We start from the raw sequence: 19,630 nt of genomic DNA on the forward strand, positions 1-19,630 counted from the left end.
TTGTAAATTCCTCCTGTTATTTATTAAAACTATTAGTTGTTCTTATCCGCTTTTTCAACGGCTTCAAAAAGACCATTGATATAAGTTGCACCAAGTGCTCTGTCATAAAGACCGTAACCGGCACGACCTGTCTCGCCCCAGATCATTCTACCGTGGTCCGGACGAACATATCCTGTAAATCCGTTGTCATGCAGTGCCTTAACGATCGCATACATATCAAGGCTTCCGCAAGATGAAAGATGTGCTCTCTCCTCAAATCCGTTGTCAAGAACCTGTACGTTTCTAAGGTGTGCAAAGTGGATTCTTCCCATCTTTGCATACTTAGCAGCCATCTTTACAACATCATTTTTTGCAGAGCATCCCAAAGATCCGGTACAAAGTGTGATGCCGTTATGAGGGTCGTCTACAAGGCTAAGGAAACGATCTAAGTTCTCCTCGCAAGTGATGATTCTTGGAAGTCCAAAGATGCTCCAGCATGGATCATCTTCATGGATAGCCATGTTTACGTCACATTCTGCTGCTACAGGAATGATCTTCTCAAGGAAGTACTGTAAGTTGTTCCAGAGATCATCTTCTGACAATTCCTGATACTGTGCTACGATGTCCTTTAACTCTTCTCTGGAGTAACTTGCATCCCATCCAGGAAGTGTCAGATCGCTGTCAGACTCGAGTGGATTTACCTGATCTACCTGCTCCTGATAATAAACAAGGGATGTAGATCCGTCTGGAAGCGGATGATCGAGCTGTGTTCTTGTCCAGTCAAATACCGGCATGAAGTTGTAGCATACGCACTTGATACCAGCCTCAGCAACACGGCGGATGTTCTCGCAGTAGTTCTCGATGTATTTGTCTCTTGAAGGCTTTCCTAACTTGATGTCTTCGTGAACCGGGATACTCTCGATCACTTCAAAGTGAAGACCAGCATCTTCTGTCTGCTTCTTTAACTTTGCGATTGACTCTCTGCTCCAAACTTCTCCAACAGGTACATCGTAAACAGCTGTTACGATAGAATCCATACCAGGAATCTGTCTAATCTGCTCCAATGTTACCTTGTCGTCTTCTCCATACCAACGGAATGATAATTTCATATAGACCCTCCTCATTTTTAAAAAATATTATGGGCTTTTTTGTTAGCCCTTATGTCTCATTTACTGTACCTATAATGTACAATCTTTCCCCTGACTTTGAAATCATAAAACTTGTTGTAAACATTGCAAAAGTTGTTGTTGCGGTGTAAAATCATAGGAGAAAAGATATTTGTACCGCGCAAATCACAGATAAAAGGAAAGAACCATGGCAAAACATTATCATTCACAATTCGACGAACGACAGGAAATGCAGACCTCGGATTTCGAGATCTTCTATTATGAAGACAAGGAAGCATCTGATGTATCCATGCATCGCCACGATTATTATGAGATATATTTCTTTTTGGAGGGAGATCTTTCCTATCAAATAGGAAAAAATATTTACCCCCTCCAATATGGTGATATCTGTCTGATTCCACCGGGCGTTTTTCATCGTCCGCAGTTTCACAGCAATGACAAGCCTTACCGCCGTATGGTGCTTTGGCTGTCGCCTGACTTTTTTGCACGATTGCAGGCACTGCATCCGGATATTACCTACAGTTTCAATTATGGGAATCAGATCTCCTGCCATCATTTTTCCTGTGACTTTGCCAATGCACAGATTCTCTTTGACAAACTAATCGACATCATAGAAGAACGTCAGCGCGATGTTCCTTTTCACGAAGCTATGATTTCCTGCTACATCGCGTCCCTGCTGCTTAGCATCAACCGCATTGTCTATATGGGTGAGCGCCCAACGGCTGCAAAAAGCGAACAGGGAAGCCTTTTTACCAGACTCTGCGAATATATCAATACGCATCTGGATGAAGATCTGAGTCTGAATGCCCTCTCGCGCGAATTTTATGTGAGCAAATATCACATTTCACATGTTTTTAAGGAAAATATGGGTATGTCTGTCCATCAGTACCTATTAAAAAAGAGGCTCTACGCCTGCAAGAACAATATTCTTGCCGGAGAGCCTCTGCGTGAAGTTGCCATGACTTATGGCTTCAAAGATTATACGAACTTTTTTCGAGCCTTTAAAAAGGAATTCGGTATCGGACCAAAGGAATATAAGGATTCCTTCGGCATTGTGGCACAAACCCACAAAGAAGCAACCGATACCATAGAACATGCTGTATTTGATGAAATTTAGGTCTTATTTTCTCGCCACGATGCCAAACATGGCATCCGGGATATGAAACTCGTCCATTTCTGCATAGATGCGTTTTCCAACGGTCTGATCTATAGACACATAAGAAAAACCTATCTTGCGCAGCACTTCTTCATCCCAGGATGGACGTGGCAGCGCACTGATGGAAAGCATGTGATAGATATCGTGACATTCTTCCTTTAGTAAATCACTCATCATATTATGTGCCTTATTCTCCGGCAGAGACAGATTATGTGCCCCCTTGGCATATTCCGCATCGTAATTCAAAAGTATGCCTCCCTTTTTCAAAAGGGCATACCACTTGCCATAAGCCTCGATCGGATGTGGCAGTGTCCAGGTCAGATTTCTGGTGATGATCACATCAAAACTTTCCGTCGCAAAGTCGGGATTTTCTGCGTCCATGGTAAGTGCCTTTACCCGTTTTGCATCCAATCCATATTCTGCAATCATGCCATTGGCTTTTGCAACCATCTCCTCTGTCAGATCAATCCCTGTGACCTCAAATCCCTGTTGTCCTAAAAGCACCTCAAAAAAGCCACTTCCACAGCCGACATCCAATACTTTTATCAGTGAAGTATCTTTACCAGCCACAGCCTCTGCCTCTGCCATCTCATCAGCATCTTCCATGGCGGCATCTGTGATCTTAGTCAGTATCTCTGTCAACCAGCGATCTGCCTTGTTGCTCTTCATCTCGTGCTTGCGAAGTTTGGCAAAGGAATCCGCACGTTTACTCCAATAGCCCTTTACCCGGTCTTTCACTTCTTCCGGTTGTTCTTCAAATGCAATTCTTTTTAACTCGCCCATATGAATTCTTGTCGCTTTCTAACCCTTCTATTATAGCGGGTGCATCCCGCATATTTCTCATAGTTCTGATGCCTATTTTTCAGCCCGCACCATAAAAATCGGTGTCGCCGCATAGTTGATCTGTTCCACTTCGGATAGGAGCAGGCTACCGATATCCCGCCTGCTGCTCACGCTCTGCACACCCGCTTCTTTTAAAACAGCCTCATCCCATGTCGGACGCTGCACCGGGGAAAGTGGCATCTGATAAGCGATCCGTTCCATGGCATCAATGTCCGTCCCCACATAGTGATCCTCCACGCCCAGTTCCTGTGTATTCTTACGGTCTTCCTCATAGGCTTGCCGCTTCTTTTCATCAAAAAGATAGCCATACCAGTTGGCATCAAAATTCAAAAGCAGGCCTCCCTTTTTTAAGACACGACACCACTCCTTATAAGCAACTGCCGGTTCCTGCAGATTCCATGTCAGATTCCGGGAGACCACCACATCAAAGGATGTATCCGCAAAGGTCAGCGCCTGGGCATCCATCTGTAGGAAACGTATCTTATCCTGCACACCGCAAGTCGCCGCATTGTCCTTTGCCTCTTTTAACATCACCTGTGTGTAGTCAATGGCTGTCACCACATAGCCACACTCCGCCAGAATGGCAGAAAAAAATCCGGGTCCGCACCCAATATCCAGAATATGGATATCGGATGGCTGGTGTCCCGGATAAGTCTTTTCTATTTCTTTTACCAAAAACTGCTTCCAATTCGTATGCTGCACGCCTGTCAGTTCTTCCTGATTGACCTTAGAATATCCGTCAGCGCGTCGGGTCCAATAGTCTTCGGTAGCCTTTAATAGGTTTTTATCCATGTTATTTATCCTCACCGACTACTAATTTACCACAGATGAGGCGGTTTCTACAAGACTTAAATTCTTTCCCATTTCCACGAAAAATTGTATAAAAGCGCAGGATTTTGTAAGACAGCCTCCCATGCATTTGTTAGAATATAGGCAAAAGAATACAAGGAGGTTTTTACTATGATCCAAAAATATATCTATGGCGATCCGATCGAAACGGATGCCGTCATAAAAGAGATCCCGACAAGCGAGGGGCATCCTTCTTATGGCACGATCTCAACCCAGGATGGCTTTTCCTTTACCTACATCATGCAGCCGGAGGATATCGTCTATGGGCTGGGCGAGTCCAACCGCGGCATCAACAAGCGAGGCTTCCTTTATGTCAGCAACTGCACAGACGAGCCCAACCATACGGAGGACAAGCAGTCCCTTTACGGCGCCCATAACTTTATCATTGTTGACGGAATCAATCACAGTTTCGGTCTTTTTGTTGACTACCCGACCAATCTAACTTTTGACATTGGCTACACCAGACAGGATACCCTGTCCATCACCTGTGCCGATGCAGACTTAAAACTCTACGTCATCGACGGCAGCGATGCCTATGACATCACCCGCCAGTTCCGTCACATCATCGGCCGCTCCTATATCCCGCCTCGCTTTGCCTTTGGTTTCGGTCAAAGCCGCTGGGGTTACGAAAAGCCGGAGGATTTCCGCAAGGTCGTTTCCGAACACCGCAAGGCTCATGTGCCACTTGACATGGTCTATATGGACATTGATTACATGGACGGCTACAAGGATTTTACGGTAAATACAGAGGCTTTTCCTGACTTTAAGGGATTTGTTGACGAAATGAAGGAAGACCACATCCATTTAGTACCTATCATTGATGCCGGAGTTAAGATCGAAGAAGGCTATGATGCATATGAAGAAGGCCTTGCCGGTGATTATTTCTGTAAAAAAGAAGATGGTTCTAATTTTGAGGCGGCGGTCTGGCCGGGACTGACGCATTTCCCGGATGTCTTAAATCCTGCTGCAAGAGCGTGGTTCGGTCAAAAATATGATAGCCTCTTATCGCAGGGAATTGACGCTTTCTGGAATGACATGAACGAACCGGCAATCTTTTATACACCGGAAGGAATGGCAGAAAAGCAAAAGATAACCAAAGAATTGCTCTCCGGCGACTCCAAGTATCCGCCAGTGGCAATTTTCTATCTCATGTCCGGAAATGATATTTCTTCGGACTATGCCCGTATGTATCACAAGATTGACGGCAAATTAGTCTGCCACAACAAAGTACACAATCTGTTTGGTTACAACATGACAAGAGCCGCATCCGAAGCCTTTGCTAAACTTGTTCCTGATCGACGCATCCTATTATTTTCGCGGTCTTCTTATATCGGTATGCACCGTTATGGCGGCATTTGGACCGGCGACAACAAGTCCTGGTGGAGTCACATTCTGCTCTGCCTGAAGATGCTGCCGGGGCTGAATATGTGCGGTTTCCTTTATGTCGGCTGTGACTTAGGTGGTTTCGGAGAAAATACCACAAGAGATCTGCTCCTGCGTTTCTTAGCGCTTGGCGTCTTCACACCGCTCATGCGCAACCATTCTGCAACCAGAACGCGCGAACAGGAATTTTATCAGTTTGAAGATCCTCAGGACTTTGCAGCAGTCATCGGTGTCCGCTACCGTCTGCTTCCTTATCTCTACAGCGAGTATATGAAAGCTGCACTTGGCGATGACCTTTATTTCAAGCCGCTGGCATTCACTTATTCGGATGATGCCGTGGCAAGACAGATCGAAGATCAGCTTATGCTTGGAAACGAGATTATGATCGCTCCGGTTTACACCCAGAATGCTGCCGGTCGCCCGGTCTATCTGCCGGAAGAAATGATTTTTGTCAAATTCCTTGCAGATGGCACTATTTTACAAGAAAAGTGGGAAAAGGGCTGGCATTTTGCAGAAGTTGCCTTGAATGAAGTTCCGCTTTTTATCCGCAAAGATCACAAGATCCCGGTGGTCGATGTGGCAGAATATGTAGATGCCATCGATATGACAACACTGCAATATATCGGATATACAGATGCCGATTACGAACTTTACACCGATGATGGTATCACACCAATCGCATAAAAAAGAATGTGCCTTGGCACCATAAAGGACAGCGTTTTTGCGCTGTCCTTTTTAATACACATTTTTCAACATTTCCACATCATATCCGGTTTCCCAGAATGTCTGAAACTGATTCAACTGCATAATGTCCGGCTGATGGAGAACATACTGGGTCTGAAGGTGAGGACTTTTTTTCTGATATTCCTTCGGTGTCATATGCATCATTTTCTGAAAAACCCGGTAAATTTTGTTTGCATTTCTTCTATGCTTTTATATCTATCTGCCTTCCATCTGCATAACGCAGCGTAACCGCTGGATATTCATCACTGTTTTCATGTAATAAATCCAACATGCCATCATGCCCCGGATAAATATATCTGGCATTCTCCTTGATCCGTTGTATGGATCTCCTGCTTTGCTCCAAATTCTGGCTCATCAAGGGAATATTCTTCCATAATTCATAGCGGTTTTTCATGGCATCCGAGCATAAAATCGTCTCCGCTCCACAGCGCAGACCGATAAGCCCCGGTGTGTGTCCCGGCAATTCCATGACAGACACCTCCTCTGAGATGATATCTCCTTCTTTTACAAAACGCAGATTTCCTCTTTTCTCCAAATACGCCAGCGTCTGGATGCTATGCCACTCATCCGGCGTTTGATTTGCACTCTCCCACTCGATCTTATTAAGCAGAATTTCTGCATCGGAAAACAGCGGTAGGTTCCCAACATGATCAAAATGCAGATGACTGATGACCACATGCGTGATATCTTCCGGCTTCATCCCTGCCTTTTCCAATGCTTCTTTTAATTGCAAAGCGCATCCTTTTGATCCGCAGTCATACAGTATGTTTTTCTCGTCATCACACGCTATCAGAACAACCGTACTGTAACCGACAATTCCATATTCGGTCATAAAGGGCTTACCTTCCAATAAGGTCTTTACTTTCATCTTGTCCCCCCCTATCCGATCAAAGCAACCCAGAAGTCATTGACATTCGTTCCGGTAGGTCCTGTCATTACCAAACCGTCAATGGCCTGTAGTCCATGATAGCAATCATTATCCTGTAAAATCTTTTCGTAAGACAATCCTGCGTTCTTTAAGGCTTCATAAGAATCTCCATCCACATAGCCGCCTGCTGCATCTGTCGGACCATCCGTTCCGTCGGAGCCTACAGAAAAGATTGCCATATTCTGCTGTCCGGCGATAACTTTCATCGCTGAAAAAGCAAGTTCCTGATTCCGCCCACCTTTTCCTTTGCCACGCAAATGTACGACAGTCTCTCCTCCGGCAATCAGTGCCATCTTTTTCTCCCCCGCATCGTCATGTTCCCTCAGACACAACTGCGCCAGATTCCAGCCAACCTCTCTTGCCTCTGCCGTCACATCTTCCGCTAAGATTCTCGGCTCATACCCCAGTTCTTTACAGGCTTTCTGTGCCGCCTTGCATAACTGTCGTACACTGCCAATAATCTGCGTATGGACATTATGCAGTTCTTTGGGGGTTTCATCCGCCAGACACTTTTCTGCCGCCGCGCTCAGTCGTAATTTGTATTTTTTTGCAATTTTTCCTGCATCCTCACAGGTAGACGCATCCGGATATGCAGGTCCAGATGCAATCATATCCATTGGGTCTCCCACAATATCCGATAGAACAACAGTTTCTACCATGGCCGGCATACAAGCCAGCGCAAACCTGCCACCTTTTACCTCCGAAAGACGTTTTCGAATGGTATTCATCTCTACGATGTCAGCCCCACTGGCAAGCAACTGCTCTGTGATATCCGATAATTCTTTCTTTGAGATTCTGGGTTTTTCAAACAGGGCGCTGCCACCGCCTGAAACCAGAAATAATACCATGTCTTCCTCTGTCAGATCTTTTACCATGGAAAGAACCTCTTGCGTTCCTTTAAAACTATTTTCATCCGGTACCGGATGTCCTGCCTCCACACAGTGGATACGTGGTAACTGCCCCATAACATGATGATATTTTGTTATAACAATACCCTTTTCATACTTGATTCCATTTTCCTGCAAATAGGAAACCGCAGCATTCGCCATCTGCCATCCTGCTTTCCCGATCGCCACAATATAAACATGCTCTGAGAACACAATGTTACTCAGAGCACGTCTTACTGCCGCATCAGGTTGAACGGATGCTATCGCCTCGTCTATGATCTGTTTCGCATCCTTTCTTAACTCCTGATTCATTCTTTATATCTCCTATCTACCAATCCGAATATCTGTCAGGTATTCATAATACTGCACAATTGCACTATGATCCTTCTGTCCGCCCTCATGATTATGCATCCACTGCATAATTTCCTGCACTTCAGCGGTCATCGGTAGCGGAGCGCCCACAGTATGTGCACAATCCAGAGCATTATTAAGATCTTTGATATGCAGATCAATCTTAAATCCCGGCTTATCGTTTCCGGCAATCATCATAGGCGCTTTTGCATCCATGACGGTTGAACCAGCCAAGCCACCACGAATTGCCTGAAAAACAAGTTCCGGATCAACCCCTGCCTTTTGTGCCAGTGTAAGAGCCTCTGACAGTGCCTGTATATTGCAAGCAACAATAATCTGGTTTGCCAATTTGGTAGTATTTCCGGCACCAACCTCTCCACATCTTACCACGGATGATCCCATGGTTTCAAGCAGCGGACGATAAGTCTCCACCAGTTCTTCTTTTCCGCCAACCATAAAACTCAGACTTCCGTCGATTGCCTTTGGTTCACCACCGGAAACCGGTGCGTCTAACATATCAATATTCTTTTTCGCCAACACTGCTGCAATTTCTTTGCTTGCAACCGGATTGATAGAACTCATGTCAATAAACATACTACCTTCCTGCATATAAGCAGCAACACCATTCTCTCCCAGCATAACTTCTTTCACTTGCGGAGAGTTTGGCAGCATGGTCATGACAACATCACACTGTCTGCCGATTTCCTCATAAGTAGCAGATTTTGCACCACAGGCTTCCATTTCATCCAAGACATCCTGATGTCTGCCGTTCACTAAGACATCCGTATATCCACCCTTAATGATATTTTTCACCATGGGTTTTCCCATAATTCCAAGACCAATAAATCCTATTTTCATTTCATTCACCTCAAGCACTTCTATTTATTTTCTCTTTTGCTTCTTCATTTCAGCAATGTTCTCCTGAATCTCAGCCATGCGGTCATAATCCAATTCATAGAACTTCATGGCAATGATATTACACAGCCATCCGAGAATTGGAAACCCATACGTTAGAATAACCGTTACCCAGAAGATTGGCCAGGTTGCCGCATCTCCCATCTGCGGCATTACCGTCTTATATCCGATTGCTGCAACCGCAACTGCTGCAATCGTAGAGCCAAAGGAGGCAATTATTTTTTCTGTCAGAGAATAAACCGCACCAACGGTTCCCGGCATATAGTTTCCGGAACGCTCCAATTCATAGTCAATAACGTCTGCTCGCATCATTCCTTCAGCAACATTTAGGATCATCTTGGATGCATTAACACCCATGGTAAATACCACATAGACCATCATGACTACGCCACCTTTTCCGATCTGCGCCATACCTGTTGGTCCAAGGTATAACAAAAAGGCAAAGATTGCTATATTGATAAAGATATTAACAGCAGACCATACCTTAGTTGCAACCTTTACTCCTTTCTTGGCAATATAAACACCACCCAGAAATACAAAGACAAAACTAATAATCGTACCCGCATTCGTAATCATTGTCGCCGCCTTATAGTTGGCAATCAAAATACCATTTAACATGGTAAGCACAATCGTCTGGGTTGCGCTGTTAGATGCGATTTTATCTGTAATACCTGTCACCAGATAACAACGCATAGGAACATTTTCTTTAAAGATGTTTACGATTTCCTTAATACCTACCTTAGTCTGCTTGCCACCCATGGCAACCATTTCTCCCAGGATTTCCGGTGTGTCGATTCTGTGCAGACCAATGAAGGAAAACATTACGAAGATAAAAGCCGTAATGATAAAGATAACACATGCCTCACTCAGACTCTCCACATTATATTGGTTGTCATACTTTGGCAAAACTGCAAATGCCAGAATGGTATTGACAAGAATTGGTCCAATGTACTGATAAACCGTGGTAACAAAGGTAACAAACGGACGCTGCTTTGGATCATTGGTCAGTGCAGAACTGATGGTAGATGCTCCACCAATAGACATGATCGTGTAGCCGATAACAAACAAAGCATACACCAGACAAAACACAACAATTCCCGCAACGCCACTAAATTTTCCTGCCAGAATACGGAACATCAAAAGTGCCGCAATAGAACAGGTTCCCCAACCAATCAAAAGGAAGAGTCGAATCTTTCCTATATGTTTAAACACGGGCAGTCGATCATAAATAATGGCAACAACCGGATCTGTCACTCCGTCAAAAATTGTCTTAGCCTGAATGATAATACCGGTTACTGTGACCGCAATACCAAATCCGGCATTCATTGCATAAGAAGCATACATCATAAGGACATAAAATGCCATTTTCGCTGCACTGGTTCCTCCTGCAAATATCATTTCCCATGGTTTTGCCGTACGATATTTGGGATCGTTACTACCAAACATTCCAGCAAATATTTTCTTTAAATTCATAAAAACCTCCTTTAATAAATACGAATTGCCTCATATCCATGCAGGCAATCCAGTTTTATCCCCTTATCTGTCCGTATTACATGACCGCCATTTAAGGCATCCATGTTTTTATCCGCACCGCATGCTATCTCAATGAAAATATCGCGGATTGGTAAAGGCTCACAATAAGTATGATGAGCAAAAGCGCCTGATAAATTGATAAGATGTATCACCTTTCCGGCTTCGCCTTCGGTCACTGCCAACTCACACATAGGAGTTAGTGTCGGAGCGATGCTCTTGATACCTGCAAGACTGCAAACAATATCTTTTAAGAAATCATAAGAATTGTCATAGCCAAATTCGTAATAAAAAGCAGCTATGCGAAATGGAATATATAGGCTTTTCCCGCTTCCATAGTCCCTCTCATACACTCCTGCTATCTCGGTTTTCTCCTTGGAATAACAGATCTCTGGTGGTCCAAACGGCTGATCGGGAATCATACGCAGGTATGTTTTTGCGCCTTTTCTACGTGTGCCTGTCACAACCAAATCTCCTGGCACAATGCAATCCACGCCCGATTCCTTACAGGACACCCACGCTTCTTTCTCTCCATCCGAAAATTGAAAAATTGCTGAGCGCACTTTCTTCTTTTCTATGATTTTATCCATGCCCAGACATTGTAATCCCATATGCTTTCTTGCCTGATGTCTCTCATCACTCACAGATGAACATCCATCTGCAATCAATGTTCCACCCTTTTCCACAAAAGAATCCAGCATCTCGCACTGTGTATCCGACATCGACACGACATCAGCCAGAATAACTGCATCATATCGCTTTAGCAAAGGCGCAGATACTTCCCCAATCTTTTGTTCATCAAACGGAATGTGCAACTGCGTCAATACCTGTACCCAGCCATCTGCCTCCGGATCATTTCTTCCCATCAGAGGCTTTTCTATCAGAAGCACACGCGCTGCTGATTGCTGCCCCCGAAAAAGATCTTCATGTTGTGCAAAAAAATCGAACGCTTTTTTTGAGGCTATTATTCCTGACTGATCTGCACTTTTTCCCAAGGTTCCAAGCAAATAAAGGCTGGTACTTCCTGCATATGCCAGATTCTGCCATTGTCGTATTTCCAGAATCCCTCTGGATATGCTGCTGTGGCGATATCGAAAAGCCATATAAACAGCGGATGCATCATCCACAACCTTGTCATGTAAAGGTCCTGCTATTCTTCTCGCATTGACCGATGCATCATAAACCCATGCGTGATGGTTGACATCCTGATTGCACTCTGTCCGAAAATAATCAAACCCATTGATAGCATTATTCTCATTGATTTCCTTCACGACTTCGTACATCCTCTGTTTTTGTTTTTTGCTACATGCACCAATAAAGGCCATATAGCGTCCAAAAGCCGGATCTTTGGGATTCAGGCTATCCGGTATCTCCATTCCGGTCTGCTCTTGAAACAATCGTCTGCAATTCTTGCAATGACATGGCTCATGAACCTGTAATTCATAGTCCACAACAAAGGTAGAACTCATATTGCAAAACAAACCATCAAAGTCATATTTTGAAAAAAGTTCTCGCAGAATATCATATACATACCTCTGTTGGTAATCTCCATTGATACAAGTCTGCACATAGCCATTATAAATCAGCGGCTGTCCCGAACTCTGGCGATATGCCCACTCCGGATGCTGTTCATACAATGTTTCATGTACTTTTGAAAAATCACAGCGGGCAATCACCCGAATGCCGGCCTTATGACATTCACGAAGTATATCAGCCAAAGTATCTCCTGTCAGATAATCACTCTGCTTCTGTTGCGTAACTTCCGTCGGATAACTTGCAATAATACCAGCAGCATTTAGTGTCACAACCGTTGCATGATATTGTTTCAACTCCTCTACATAAGATTTTGCATCCATATCTGCCATATCAATCTCACGTAAATTGGTCTGCACCATACGCCACGGAAAAGTTTTCCACCATCTGGTGTCGCTCATGTTCCTTCACCTCCTCCTTTGAAGTTGCCCTCATTATAAAAACGTGTTATGATCTTGTATATATCTGTTTTCTGTTTTTTATATCTGTTTTCTCCCTTTCTATATTTTGTATCGTTTCTGGATATATTTTAACTATTTTAAGTATAAACAAATCTCCGGTGGCTTGTATAATAAAGTCACATCCATTCCAAAACGTTTGTAACTGAAAGGAGATTAAACTAATGAATGAGATCAGAAAAGTAGTATCTACATTGTGGTACGACAAAGATAACTACCACACCTTGCGTAATGTATTTCCAAACGCAGAATTTGTATATGTAGACTTTTATGACAAAGAAAAATTGGAGCAGGAAGCAAAAGACGCAGACGTGGCTCTTGTACTGGGCGATGTCCCGGATTGCCTGCTAGGCGAGAACTCTCTAAAATGGATTGCCTGCGACCATGCCGGACTGAATGGCTCTGCTCGCCCAGAGGTATTTGCAAAAAATATTTTTGTGACGGGTGCCGCCGGAAGAAGTGCCCCTGTTCTGGCAGAACACTGCATCTATTTTATGCTGCAATCCTGCTATCACACCAAAGAACTTTTGACTGCCCAGGAAAAGGTCAATGGGGTGTTGACGGATCGGACAAATGGCGTGGTCTGTACGGAAGAAAAGTCGCTATACTGGGTATGGGTAATAACGGTCGTATGCTTGCCGACCGCCTGCAGGCTCTTGGCATGGAAATCTATGCCTATGACAAATATCCAGTCAAAGGATATGATTACATTTCTCACAAATACTGCGGTCTGAATGGCGACACCTTAGATCCTATTTTAGCCGAATGTGACTTCATCGTTCTGACACTGGCTCTAACCGATGAAACTTATCATATGTTTGATACAGAAGCATTCCGTAAAATGAAGTCCAATGCCGTCCTCATCAATATGGCACGTGGTGGCATCGTGGATACTGCTGCCCTGACACAGGCTCTAGAAGACGGAGCGATTGGCGGTGCCGGGCTCGATGTAATAGAAGAAGAACCATTCCCATCCGACCACCCTCTTTGGAGAATGCCAAATGTCTATATCACACCACATATGACGCCTCAGGTTCCCAACCGCGCTGGCCGAAGCATTGAGATCATCCGAGAAAACGCACGTCGCTTTGTAGCAGGAGAACCAATGTTAAATCTCTTAAAACCAACCGATACCTTCCAAAGCGGAAATGGCAATAGCGGCTGGGCAAGACTAACACAATCCAACCTATCCAAAGAAGAGATTGCCAAAATTCCTCTGGAAAAATTCTTAGGGAAACGTGGTTGGACAGATCCTAGTGAATGGAATTATCTAGACTAAAAGAAAGGAAGATATCATCCATGGAAGAATTGAATTCATTGACAAAACCTACTTTGACCGATGTGGATATTCAAAACCGCCTCTCACTGCTGTTGGAGTTTCTCCAATGTAATGAGGTCTTGTATCTTTGGCAGTATGATACCGAAGGCAATTGTCTTTGGACCAATTCTTCTCTTCCTATTTATGATACCATGCTCCGCCATGCCAAAGACTTCGATGAAATCATCGCTTTTGGTCAGGAGCATGATACCCCTCTAATGATCACGTCACTCACCGGAATGATGTGGTCTGTCGTTTATCAAAAGGATATCGCTCATCAACTAAGCCGCATTCATATCATTGGTCCGGTCTTTACAGCCATGCTCTCCGACGATACGATTGCCCTATTGCAAAAGCGCCCCGATATACGAGAACACTGGAAGGTCAAATTATACGATTATCTGCGTCAGGTTCCTGTTGTTACAACAACAAATTTTATCAAATACACACTTATGCTTCACTTTAGCATAAACAACGAACATTTGAAGCCATCCGACATCACCTATGCCGACTTTAACTATGATTCTTTTGCAGATAGATCGACGAAATCGGTAGATTATGCTTCCTATTGGGCTAGAGAAAATGTCATGCTCGATATCATACGAACGGGCGATATCTATCGCAAATCATCACTTGGTCCGGCGTCTGCACACCTTAGCAATATGCAGCCACACAATATCCAGGAGTTGGAACGTACCCGTCAATACACCATCATATTTATCGGTCTGTGTATCCGCGCTGCGATTGATGGTGGCGTATCTCCGGATACGGCATTTTCCCGCGGCAATATTTATTTAAACAACCTATCTCATGCCAAATCCTATGGTGATATCACAGCGTCTGCCCAGTTGGCCTTTGATGATTTTCTCTTTCTGGTTCACAACCATCTGCACTTAAATCAATATTCTGAAAATATCAAAGCCTGCATCGACTACATCGAACTTCATACAGACGATGACCTAAATATTCCTCTGTTGGCTGAAAAAATCGGTTATAGCGATTACTATCTGTCAAAGAAATTCAAAAAAGAAGTAGGCGTCAATATCAACGCCTACATCAAAAAAGCCCGGGTGCAAAAAGCCGCCTATTTACTTGTTTCTTCCAAAATGAGTATTCAGGAGATTTCTGATATGCTCCACTTTGGCAATCGTAATTTCTTTTGCCGTGCCTTTAAGGAAGAAATGCATACAACACCGGCGGCGTTCCGCACCAGCCATCAAAAATATTAGACACTTATCCTACGATCACGCGGCTCTCTGCATGACCTAATCCTTCTGCCTCCACATGTACACCTGCCTCTCCGGCTTCTGTACCGGCACGAAGGATGACCTGCCATCTGCCCTCAAAGGATGTAAATTCTCCCTTGGTGTAATTTTCCTCGGTCTGGCCTCTGCCTGTTCCAAAGCCCGCCAGACTTGCAGCACCTTCTACTGAAACCTTTGCTAGCGTATCCTCAGCTGTCGGTACCCAGTTACCTTCTGCATCTACGATTTCGACGATGCCATAAGCAAGACTTTCTCCATCTGCAGCAATCTGATTCTTTTCCATAGTGATCTTAAGTCCAACCGGCTCTCCCACCGTTTTTACTTCATCACGGGATACTTCCTGTCCATCCTGATAACTGATCGCTGTCAGAGTGCCTGCCTCATATGTCACTTCAAATTCTGCCTTGAAATGGCATTCTGCCCCCGCTGGTTTTTTGCCAAGAGACTTGCCGTTTAACAGAAGTTCCACTTCCTCAGCACGGCTGTATACGTCTACGCTTACTGCTGTCCCATTTTCACAATTCCAAGACCAGTGGTTTCCGCCTTCTGCCCATCCATAACGGCCGATCAGGGCGATCTTTCCATTGTTTTTCGGATCTTTTGCAAAAATATAAGTATCGTTTGCACCCCAGATGATCTGATGATATCTTCCCTGGGCTCTGACATTTCCGCAAAGGTCAAAGTCTCCTGCCTGTGCCAGACGCCAAGGATAAGCTGCGTAGTTTAACATTCGAGACATCTGTGGCACTTCTTCTTCGCTACAATAAATGCTCTTTCCAATACCTGCTTCTCCAATGTAATCCATGCTTGTCCAGAGGAAATCTCCGATCACATACGGAAGGCGCTCTACATCTGACCAATAATCTTCAAATTGCCCCGGCTTGCTCTCTGTACAAAGAATCACACGATCCGGGAAAAGTTCATGGCTAGTCTCATAATGATAGTTCAGGTAATTGTAACCGACCACATCCCAATCTTTAACAAATGGGGCAGTATATTCCATCCAGATCTTCTTGCCGTAAGAATTATCCATATTTATGACAGAACCACCTTGCGGCATCTCTTTGTGGAAAGTCTGCCAAAAAGCTGCATTGTCCTCATTATCCAAGCCTTTAAAGAAAGAACAAAGTGCTCCGCTGACCAGTCTTGTGCTGTCCATATTTCGCACTGTTTTTGCCAGCATAGCAGAAACCTCATATCCTGCAGCCATACCGCCCTGTTCGGTCAACTCATTACCAATGGACCAGAAGAAAATAGACGGATGATTGCGGTCGCGTCTTACCATAGCCTCGATGTCTTTGATACCATCCTCTGCAAACTGATGACTGAAATCGAAACTATTCTTAGGCAGATTCCAAACATCAAAGGCTTCATCAAAAACAATCATTCCCAGTTCATCACAGATATCTAAGATCTGCTCTGATTGCGGATTGTGCGCCAGACGAAGAGCATTGTATCCATTATCCTTATGCAGTTTTACCTTGCGGTACTCGGCATCGTAAAAACTTGCCGCACCCAGGATTCCATTGTCATGATGGATACATCCACCTTTCAACTTGATGGATTTTCCATTTAAAAGGAGTCCATTTTTAGCATCTGCTGTGATGGTACGAACACCAAAGCTTGTCGTAATCTCATCCTCGTAATCGGTCTGTGCCATCAAATCCTGGCGGTTGTCCAGAGACATATGAACATTACCAGTTGATGTAAGACTCAACTGTGCCTTCACTTCGTAAAGATAAGGATTCTCGGTATCCCAAAGTTCTGCATTTTCAATAACAAAAGCCTGTGGAACTACTTGACTTGTTCCTGCCGGAAGGCTGATCTTCTGATAGCGCACAGCCACTTCCTCGCCTGTGTCCTTTTTTGCAGCGCTGAGTTTTAAGAATCCTTCTGCATCGCCGCTTGCCTTTGCCAGATCATTGACTACGGTAATCTCTGCCTTACAAAAAGCATGGCCATTTGTAATATGATCGGTATATACAAAGATCCCGTCATGTGCTATATGAAATGCCGGTGCGCTTAAAAGGTTGACACCGCGATACAAGCCGGCGCCGGAATACCAACGACCGTTTGGATCATCATCGGTATGAACGATTACCTGAATCTCGTTGTCTCCTACCTTCAAAAACTTGCGGATATCATGGTAAATGGCGTATAACCATAGGCATGACTGCGACCGGATTGCCATTGATGAGAACTCTTGTCTTTCCAAAACATCCTTCAAAATGTAAAAGCATGGTATCCGTCATTTCTTCTTCTGTCAGCGTAATGGTCTTTAAGTAAGTTCCCGCACTTCCCTTATAAAATCCGCTCTCAGCCTTCCCCGGAGCATCCGGCGTTACATCTGTTTCCACCATGAAATCATGTGGCAGATTGACTTCCTTTGTCTGCTGCGGCATCATAGGGATACTTGACTTTTCCCCTGCCATAAACACCCAGCCACGATTCAAACTTGTTTTTTTCATACCAACCTCCTATGCTATACATTATAATCTTACTTGTATGATTACATTTTTATATATTTGATCATAGCCGGTTTTGCAGATTTCTTTAATACAAAAATTCGTTTTTTTATGTATAAATTAGTAAGAAAGAATGTGCCTTTTTTATAATACAGCTCATCAAAAATTCTGCTTTTGTTTTCTTGGAATAAAAGCATAGATTTTCGAATGATAAATTGAATCTATAGAAATATGAACCTCGCTCATATAAAGATCACACCAGAAACAAATATGCTTTGCTAGATTATAACATCCGGCAAAGCATATTTGCAAAAACTTTTTTCAATTGTGACACGTTCCGTTATGATAATACGGGCAACAGGACTTGAACCTGCACGGTCTCCCACTAGAACCTAAATCTAGCGCGTCTGCCAATTTCGCCATGCCCGCACGTATAACTGCGTTTCACAGTTACTTAGAAAGATTACCACATTACCAATCGATTTTCAAGTCTAGCTTTCCTAACGATAGGATGTCGTATCAATCAATTTTCCAACGACCAGAAAACGCCGGTCACTCTGACTGCCAATGCAGGTAGAAAGAACCAGAAGTTTGTCATCTGCCGTTACTTCCACACCTTTTCTGACATGGGTAATACTTCGCCCTTCTTCTGCACATGATTTCAGTGAATCGAGAAACTGCTGTACACCATCTGTTGATTTCAAATCAAACATTGCCGGAATATAATTATCATTGTAATTGTAGACGCCAAAAATCTGATAGGTATAAAGCGCCTCCGGGGTCTCAAATGTCATAGTCTCATTCTTCTCAAAAAAATCAGCATCATCAAACAAATGCAAGGATCCAAACATCGTATCCGCGCGCATATCATGCCCATATAGAATCGTAATGGCATCCGACATGTCCTTGCTGTTGCAGGCATTGCTGTAAATGGCTCCCGCCGTAGTCTCGACGTGGTTCATGTCATGACTCAGATAATAATTATCTTCTTCTGTCTGCAAGACCGGATAATCCACAATGGTATTCGCCACGTTGATCCAGCCGTACACGTCCGCATTTTGCTCCTGCAAAGATGCAAAATCATGGATAGGCGATGCCTCCGCTACCGGTTCTTCCGTCTTTTCCTGCTTTTGCCGCATCTTGGCATATTCCGCCTCTGCAAAATCATTTTGATGCTGCTGATAAATATATATCCCAGACAAAGGCTGCCGCCAGTACGATCACCGCACTGATCAGGCGAAGTAGTCGCTCATGCTTGTCCTGATCTCTTTTGTTCCTTTTCATCCTATCTGCTCTCCTATAACACTAACTATCTACTATTATGATGGTAAGAGGCAGATTTTGCAAGTAAAGACCGAGGCACGTCCAAATGGGACACTCCTTATGGCAAAAGGAACGTCCCTAATGTCCTCTTCGGATATATCCGTTCCAATTCAAACCATATCTTCTTACCAATACCATTGCTCTGAACTCCGTTCTTTACAAAAAGCAGGTCAAAATGGTTATGCTGTGTACTCTCATTGATAATAACAACTGCACCGCCCACCATTTCTCCATCGACAACAGCTTTATAGACAGCAGAACCCTCCGCATTCACCGACTGGTCAATGTCCTTTTCAGGCAGAATAACAGCATCTGTTTTCCCGAAAACATCTTCAAAACCTTTCTGAAATGCCTCCTGCATATCAGACTTGTATTGCGTTAATTCTTTTGGTTCTATACAAACTAATTGGAAGGTCATTTTATATCTATCTCCTCAAAAATACCGATTTTCTTAATTCTACAAACTGGAATTTTCAAATTAGTCTTTGCAAATAACCTTTGAATCTTCACCATCAATTACAATTCCCTGACGGTTGTTAATTGGGCATAGATTCAAATCCGAAAACTCAGTCATTA

Annotated in this window: 16 protein-coding genes, 1 tRNA gene and 1 pseudogene; 4 read left to right on the top strand and 14 right to left on the bottom strand. The window is 43.9% G+C overall.

Annotated features, from left to right (window positions below):
• Positions 1–32: 32 nt before the first annotated feature.
• The gene (uxuA, locus tag DW996_RS12550) at positions 33–1,088 is read right to left on the bottom strand and encodes a mannonate dehydratase (RefSeq protein ID WP_118536112.1); all 1,056 of its coding nucleotides are present in this window, start codon (positions 1,086–1,088) and stop codon (positions 33–35) included.
• 205 nt (positions 1,089–1,293) lie between these two features.
• On the opposite strand from uxuA, the gene DW996_RS12555 reads away from it, so the two are divergent.
• On the top strand, positions 1,294–2,223 hold the full coding sequence (locus DW996_RS12555) for a helix-turn-helix transcriptional regulator (RefSeq protein ID WP_118536114.1): 930 nt from the start codon (positions 1,294–1,296) through the stop codon (positions 2,221–2,223).
• 3 nt (positions 2,224–2,226) lie between these two features.
• On the opposite strand, the gene DW996_RS12560 is transcribed toward DW996_RS12555, so the two are convergent.
• Both DW996_RS12560 and DW996_RS12565 read right to left on the bottom strand, forming a co-directional pair.
• Positions 2,227–3,045 carry a class I SAM-dependent methyltransferase gene (locus tag DW996_RS12560; protein WP_118536116.1) on the bottom strand — a complete coding sequence of 273 codons (819 nt, stop codon included), beginning with the start codon at positions 3,043–3,045 and terminating at the stop codon, positions 2,227–2,229.
• Positions 3,046–3,117: 72 nt separating this feature from the next.
• Complete coding sequence (locus DW996_RS12565) at positions 3,118–3,897, bottom strand: class I SAM-dependent methyltransferase (RefSeq protein WP_118536118.1); 780 nt, start codon at positions 3,895–3,897, stop codon at positions 3,118–3,120.
• A gap of 168 nt (positions 3,898–4,065) precedes the next feature.
• Between DW996_RS12565 and DW996_RS12570 the strand changes: the two genes are divergently transcribed.
• Positions 4,066–6,021, top strand: a complete 1,956-nt coding sequence (locus tag DW996_RS12570) for a glycoside hydrolase family 31 protein (RefSeq protein WP_118536120.1) — start codon at positions 4,066–4,068, stop codon at positions 6,019–6,021.
• Between the two features lie 241 nt (positions 6,022–6,262).
• Here the strand turns inward: DW996_RS12570 and DW996_RS12575 are convergent, their stop codons facing one another.
• From DW996_RS12575 to DW996_RS12595, 5 genes are read right to left on the bottom strand one after another with little or no spacing between them, the layout of a single operon-like run.
• The gene (locus tag DW996_RS12575) at positions 6,263–6,949 is read right to left on the bottom strand and encodes an MBL fold metallo-hydrolase (protein ID WP_118536122.1); all 687 of its coding nucleotides are present in this window, start codon (positions 6,947–6,949) and stop codon (positions 6,263–6,265) included.
• A gap of 11 nt (positions 6,950–6,960) precedes the next feature.
• Complete coding sequence (locus DW996_RS12580; RefSeq protein WP_118536124.1) at positions 6,961–8,208, bottom strand: glycerate kinase type-2 family protein; 1,248 nt, start codon at positions 8,206–8,208, stop codon at positions 6,961–6,963.
• Positions 8,209–8,220: 12 nt separating this feature from the next.
• Positions 8,221–9,123 carry a 2-hydroxy-3-oxopropionate reductase gene (gene garR / locus DW996_RS12585; protein ID WP_330428972.1) on the bottom strand — a complete coding sequence of 301 codons (903 nt, stop codon included), beginning with the start codon at positions 9,121–9,123 and terminating at the stop codon, positions 8,221–8,223.
• A gap of 6 nt (positions 9,124–9,129) precedes the next feature.
• Positions 9,130–10,635: an MFS transporter gene (locus DW996_RS12590; RefSeq protein ID WP_118536128.1), complete on the bottom strand. Its 1,506-nt coding sequence runs from the start codon at positions 10,633–10,635 to the stop codon at positions 9,130–9,132.
• A gap of 11 nt (positions 10,636–10,646) precedes the next feature.
• Positions 10,647–12,626, bottom strand: a complete 1,980-nt coding sequence (locus tag DW996_RS12595; protein ID WP_118536130.1) for an alpha-amylase family protein — start codon at positions 12,624–12,626, stop codon at positions 10,647–10,649.
• A 424-nt stretch (positions 12,627–13,050) separates the two neighbouring features.
• Between DW996_RS12595 and DW996_RS12600 the strand changes: the two genes are divergently transcribed.
• Both DW996_RS12600 and DW996_RS12605 read left to right on the top strand, forming a co-directional pair.
• Positions 13,051–13,962 carry an NAD(P)-dependent oxidoreductase gene (locus DW996_RS12600; protein ID WP_118536132.1) on the top strand — a complete coding sequence of 304 codons (912 nt, stop codon included), beginning with the start codon at positions 13,051–13,053 and terminating at the stop codon, positions 13,960–13,962.
• Positions 13,963–13,982: 20 nt separating this feature from the next.
• On the top strand, positions 13,983–15,230 hold the full coding sequence (locus tag DW996_RS12605; protein ID WP_158575335.1) for a helix-turn-helix transcriptional regulator: 1,248 nt from the start codon (positions 13,983–13,985) through the stop codon (positions 15,228–15,230).
• A gap of 4 nt (positions 15,231–15,234) precedes the next feature.
• Here DW996_RS12605 and DW996_RS12610 read toward each other — a convergent pair whose 3' ends face one another.
• The 6 genes and pseudogenes from DW996_RS12610 to DW996_RS12635 all read right to left on the bottom strand — a co-directional run.
• Positions 15,235–17,457 carry a glycoside hydrolase family 2 TIM barrel-domain containing protein gene (locus DW996_RS12610; RefSeq protein WP_118536136.1) on the bottom strand — a complete coding sequence of 741 codons (2,223 nt, stop codon included), beginning with the start codon at positions 17,455–17,457 and terminating at the stop codon, positions 15,235–15,237.
• Positions 17,408–17,734 (bottom strand): hypothetical protein, encoded by a 327-nt coding sequence (locus DW996_RS12615; RefSeq protein ID WP_118536138.1) that lies wholly within the window; start codon positions 17,732–17,734, stop codon positions 17,408–17,410. Before DW996_RS12615 ends, DW996_RS12610 begins: the two co-directional genes overlap by 50 nt.
• A 346-nt stretch (positions 17,735–18,080) precedes the next feature.
• Positions 18,081–18,160: transfer RNA gene (locus DW996_RS12620), tRNA-Leu, on the bottom strand.
• A gap of 71 nt (positions 18,161–18,231) precedes the next feature.
• Positions 18,232–18,933: a class B sortase gene (gene srtB, locus DW996_RS12625; RefSeq protein ID WP_118536140.1), complete on the bottom strand. Its 702-nt coding sequence runs from the start codon at positions 18,931–18,933 to the stop codon at positions 18,232–18,234.
• Positions 18,934–19,112: 179 nt separating this feature from the next.
• Positions 19,113–19,472: a GNAT family N-acetyltransferase gene (locus tag DW996_RS12630; protein ID WP_243069556.1), complete on the bottom strand. Its 360-nt coding sequence runs from the start codon at positions 19,470–19,472 to the stop codon at positions 19,113–19,115.
• Positions 19,473–19,532: 60 nt separating this feature from the next.
• Positions 19,533–19,630: pseudogene (locus tag DW996_RS12635) on the bottom strand (Type 1 glutamine amidotransferase-like domain-containing protein); the annotation flags it as partial.

It is taken from the genome of Roseburia sp. AM51-8, from assembly GCF_003478275.1.
Classification (GTDB): Bacteria; Bacillota; Clostridia; order Lachnospirales; family Lachnospiraceae; genus Pararoseburia; species Pararoseburia lenta.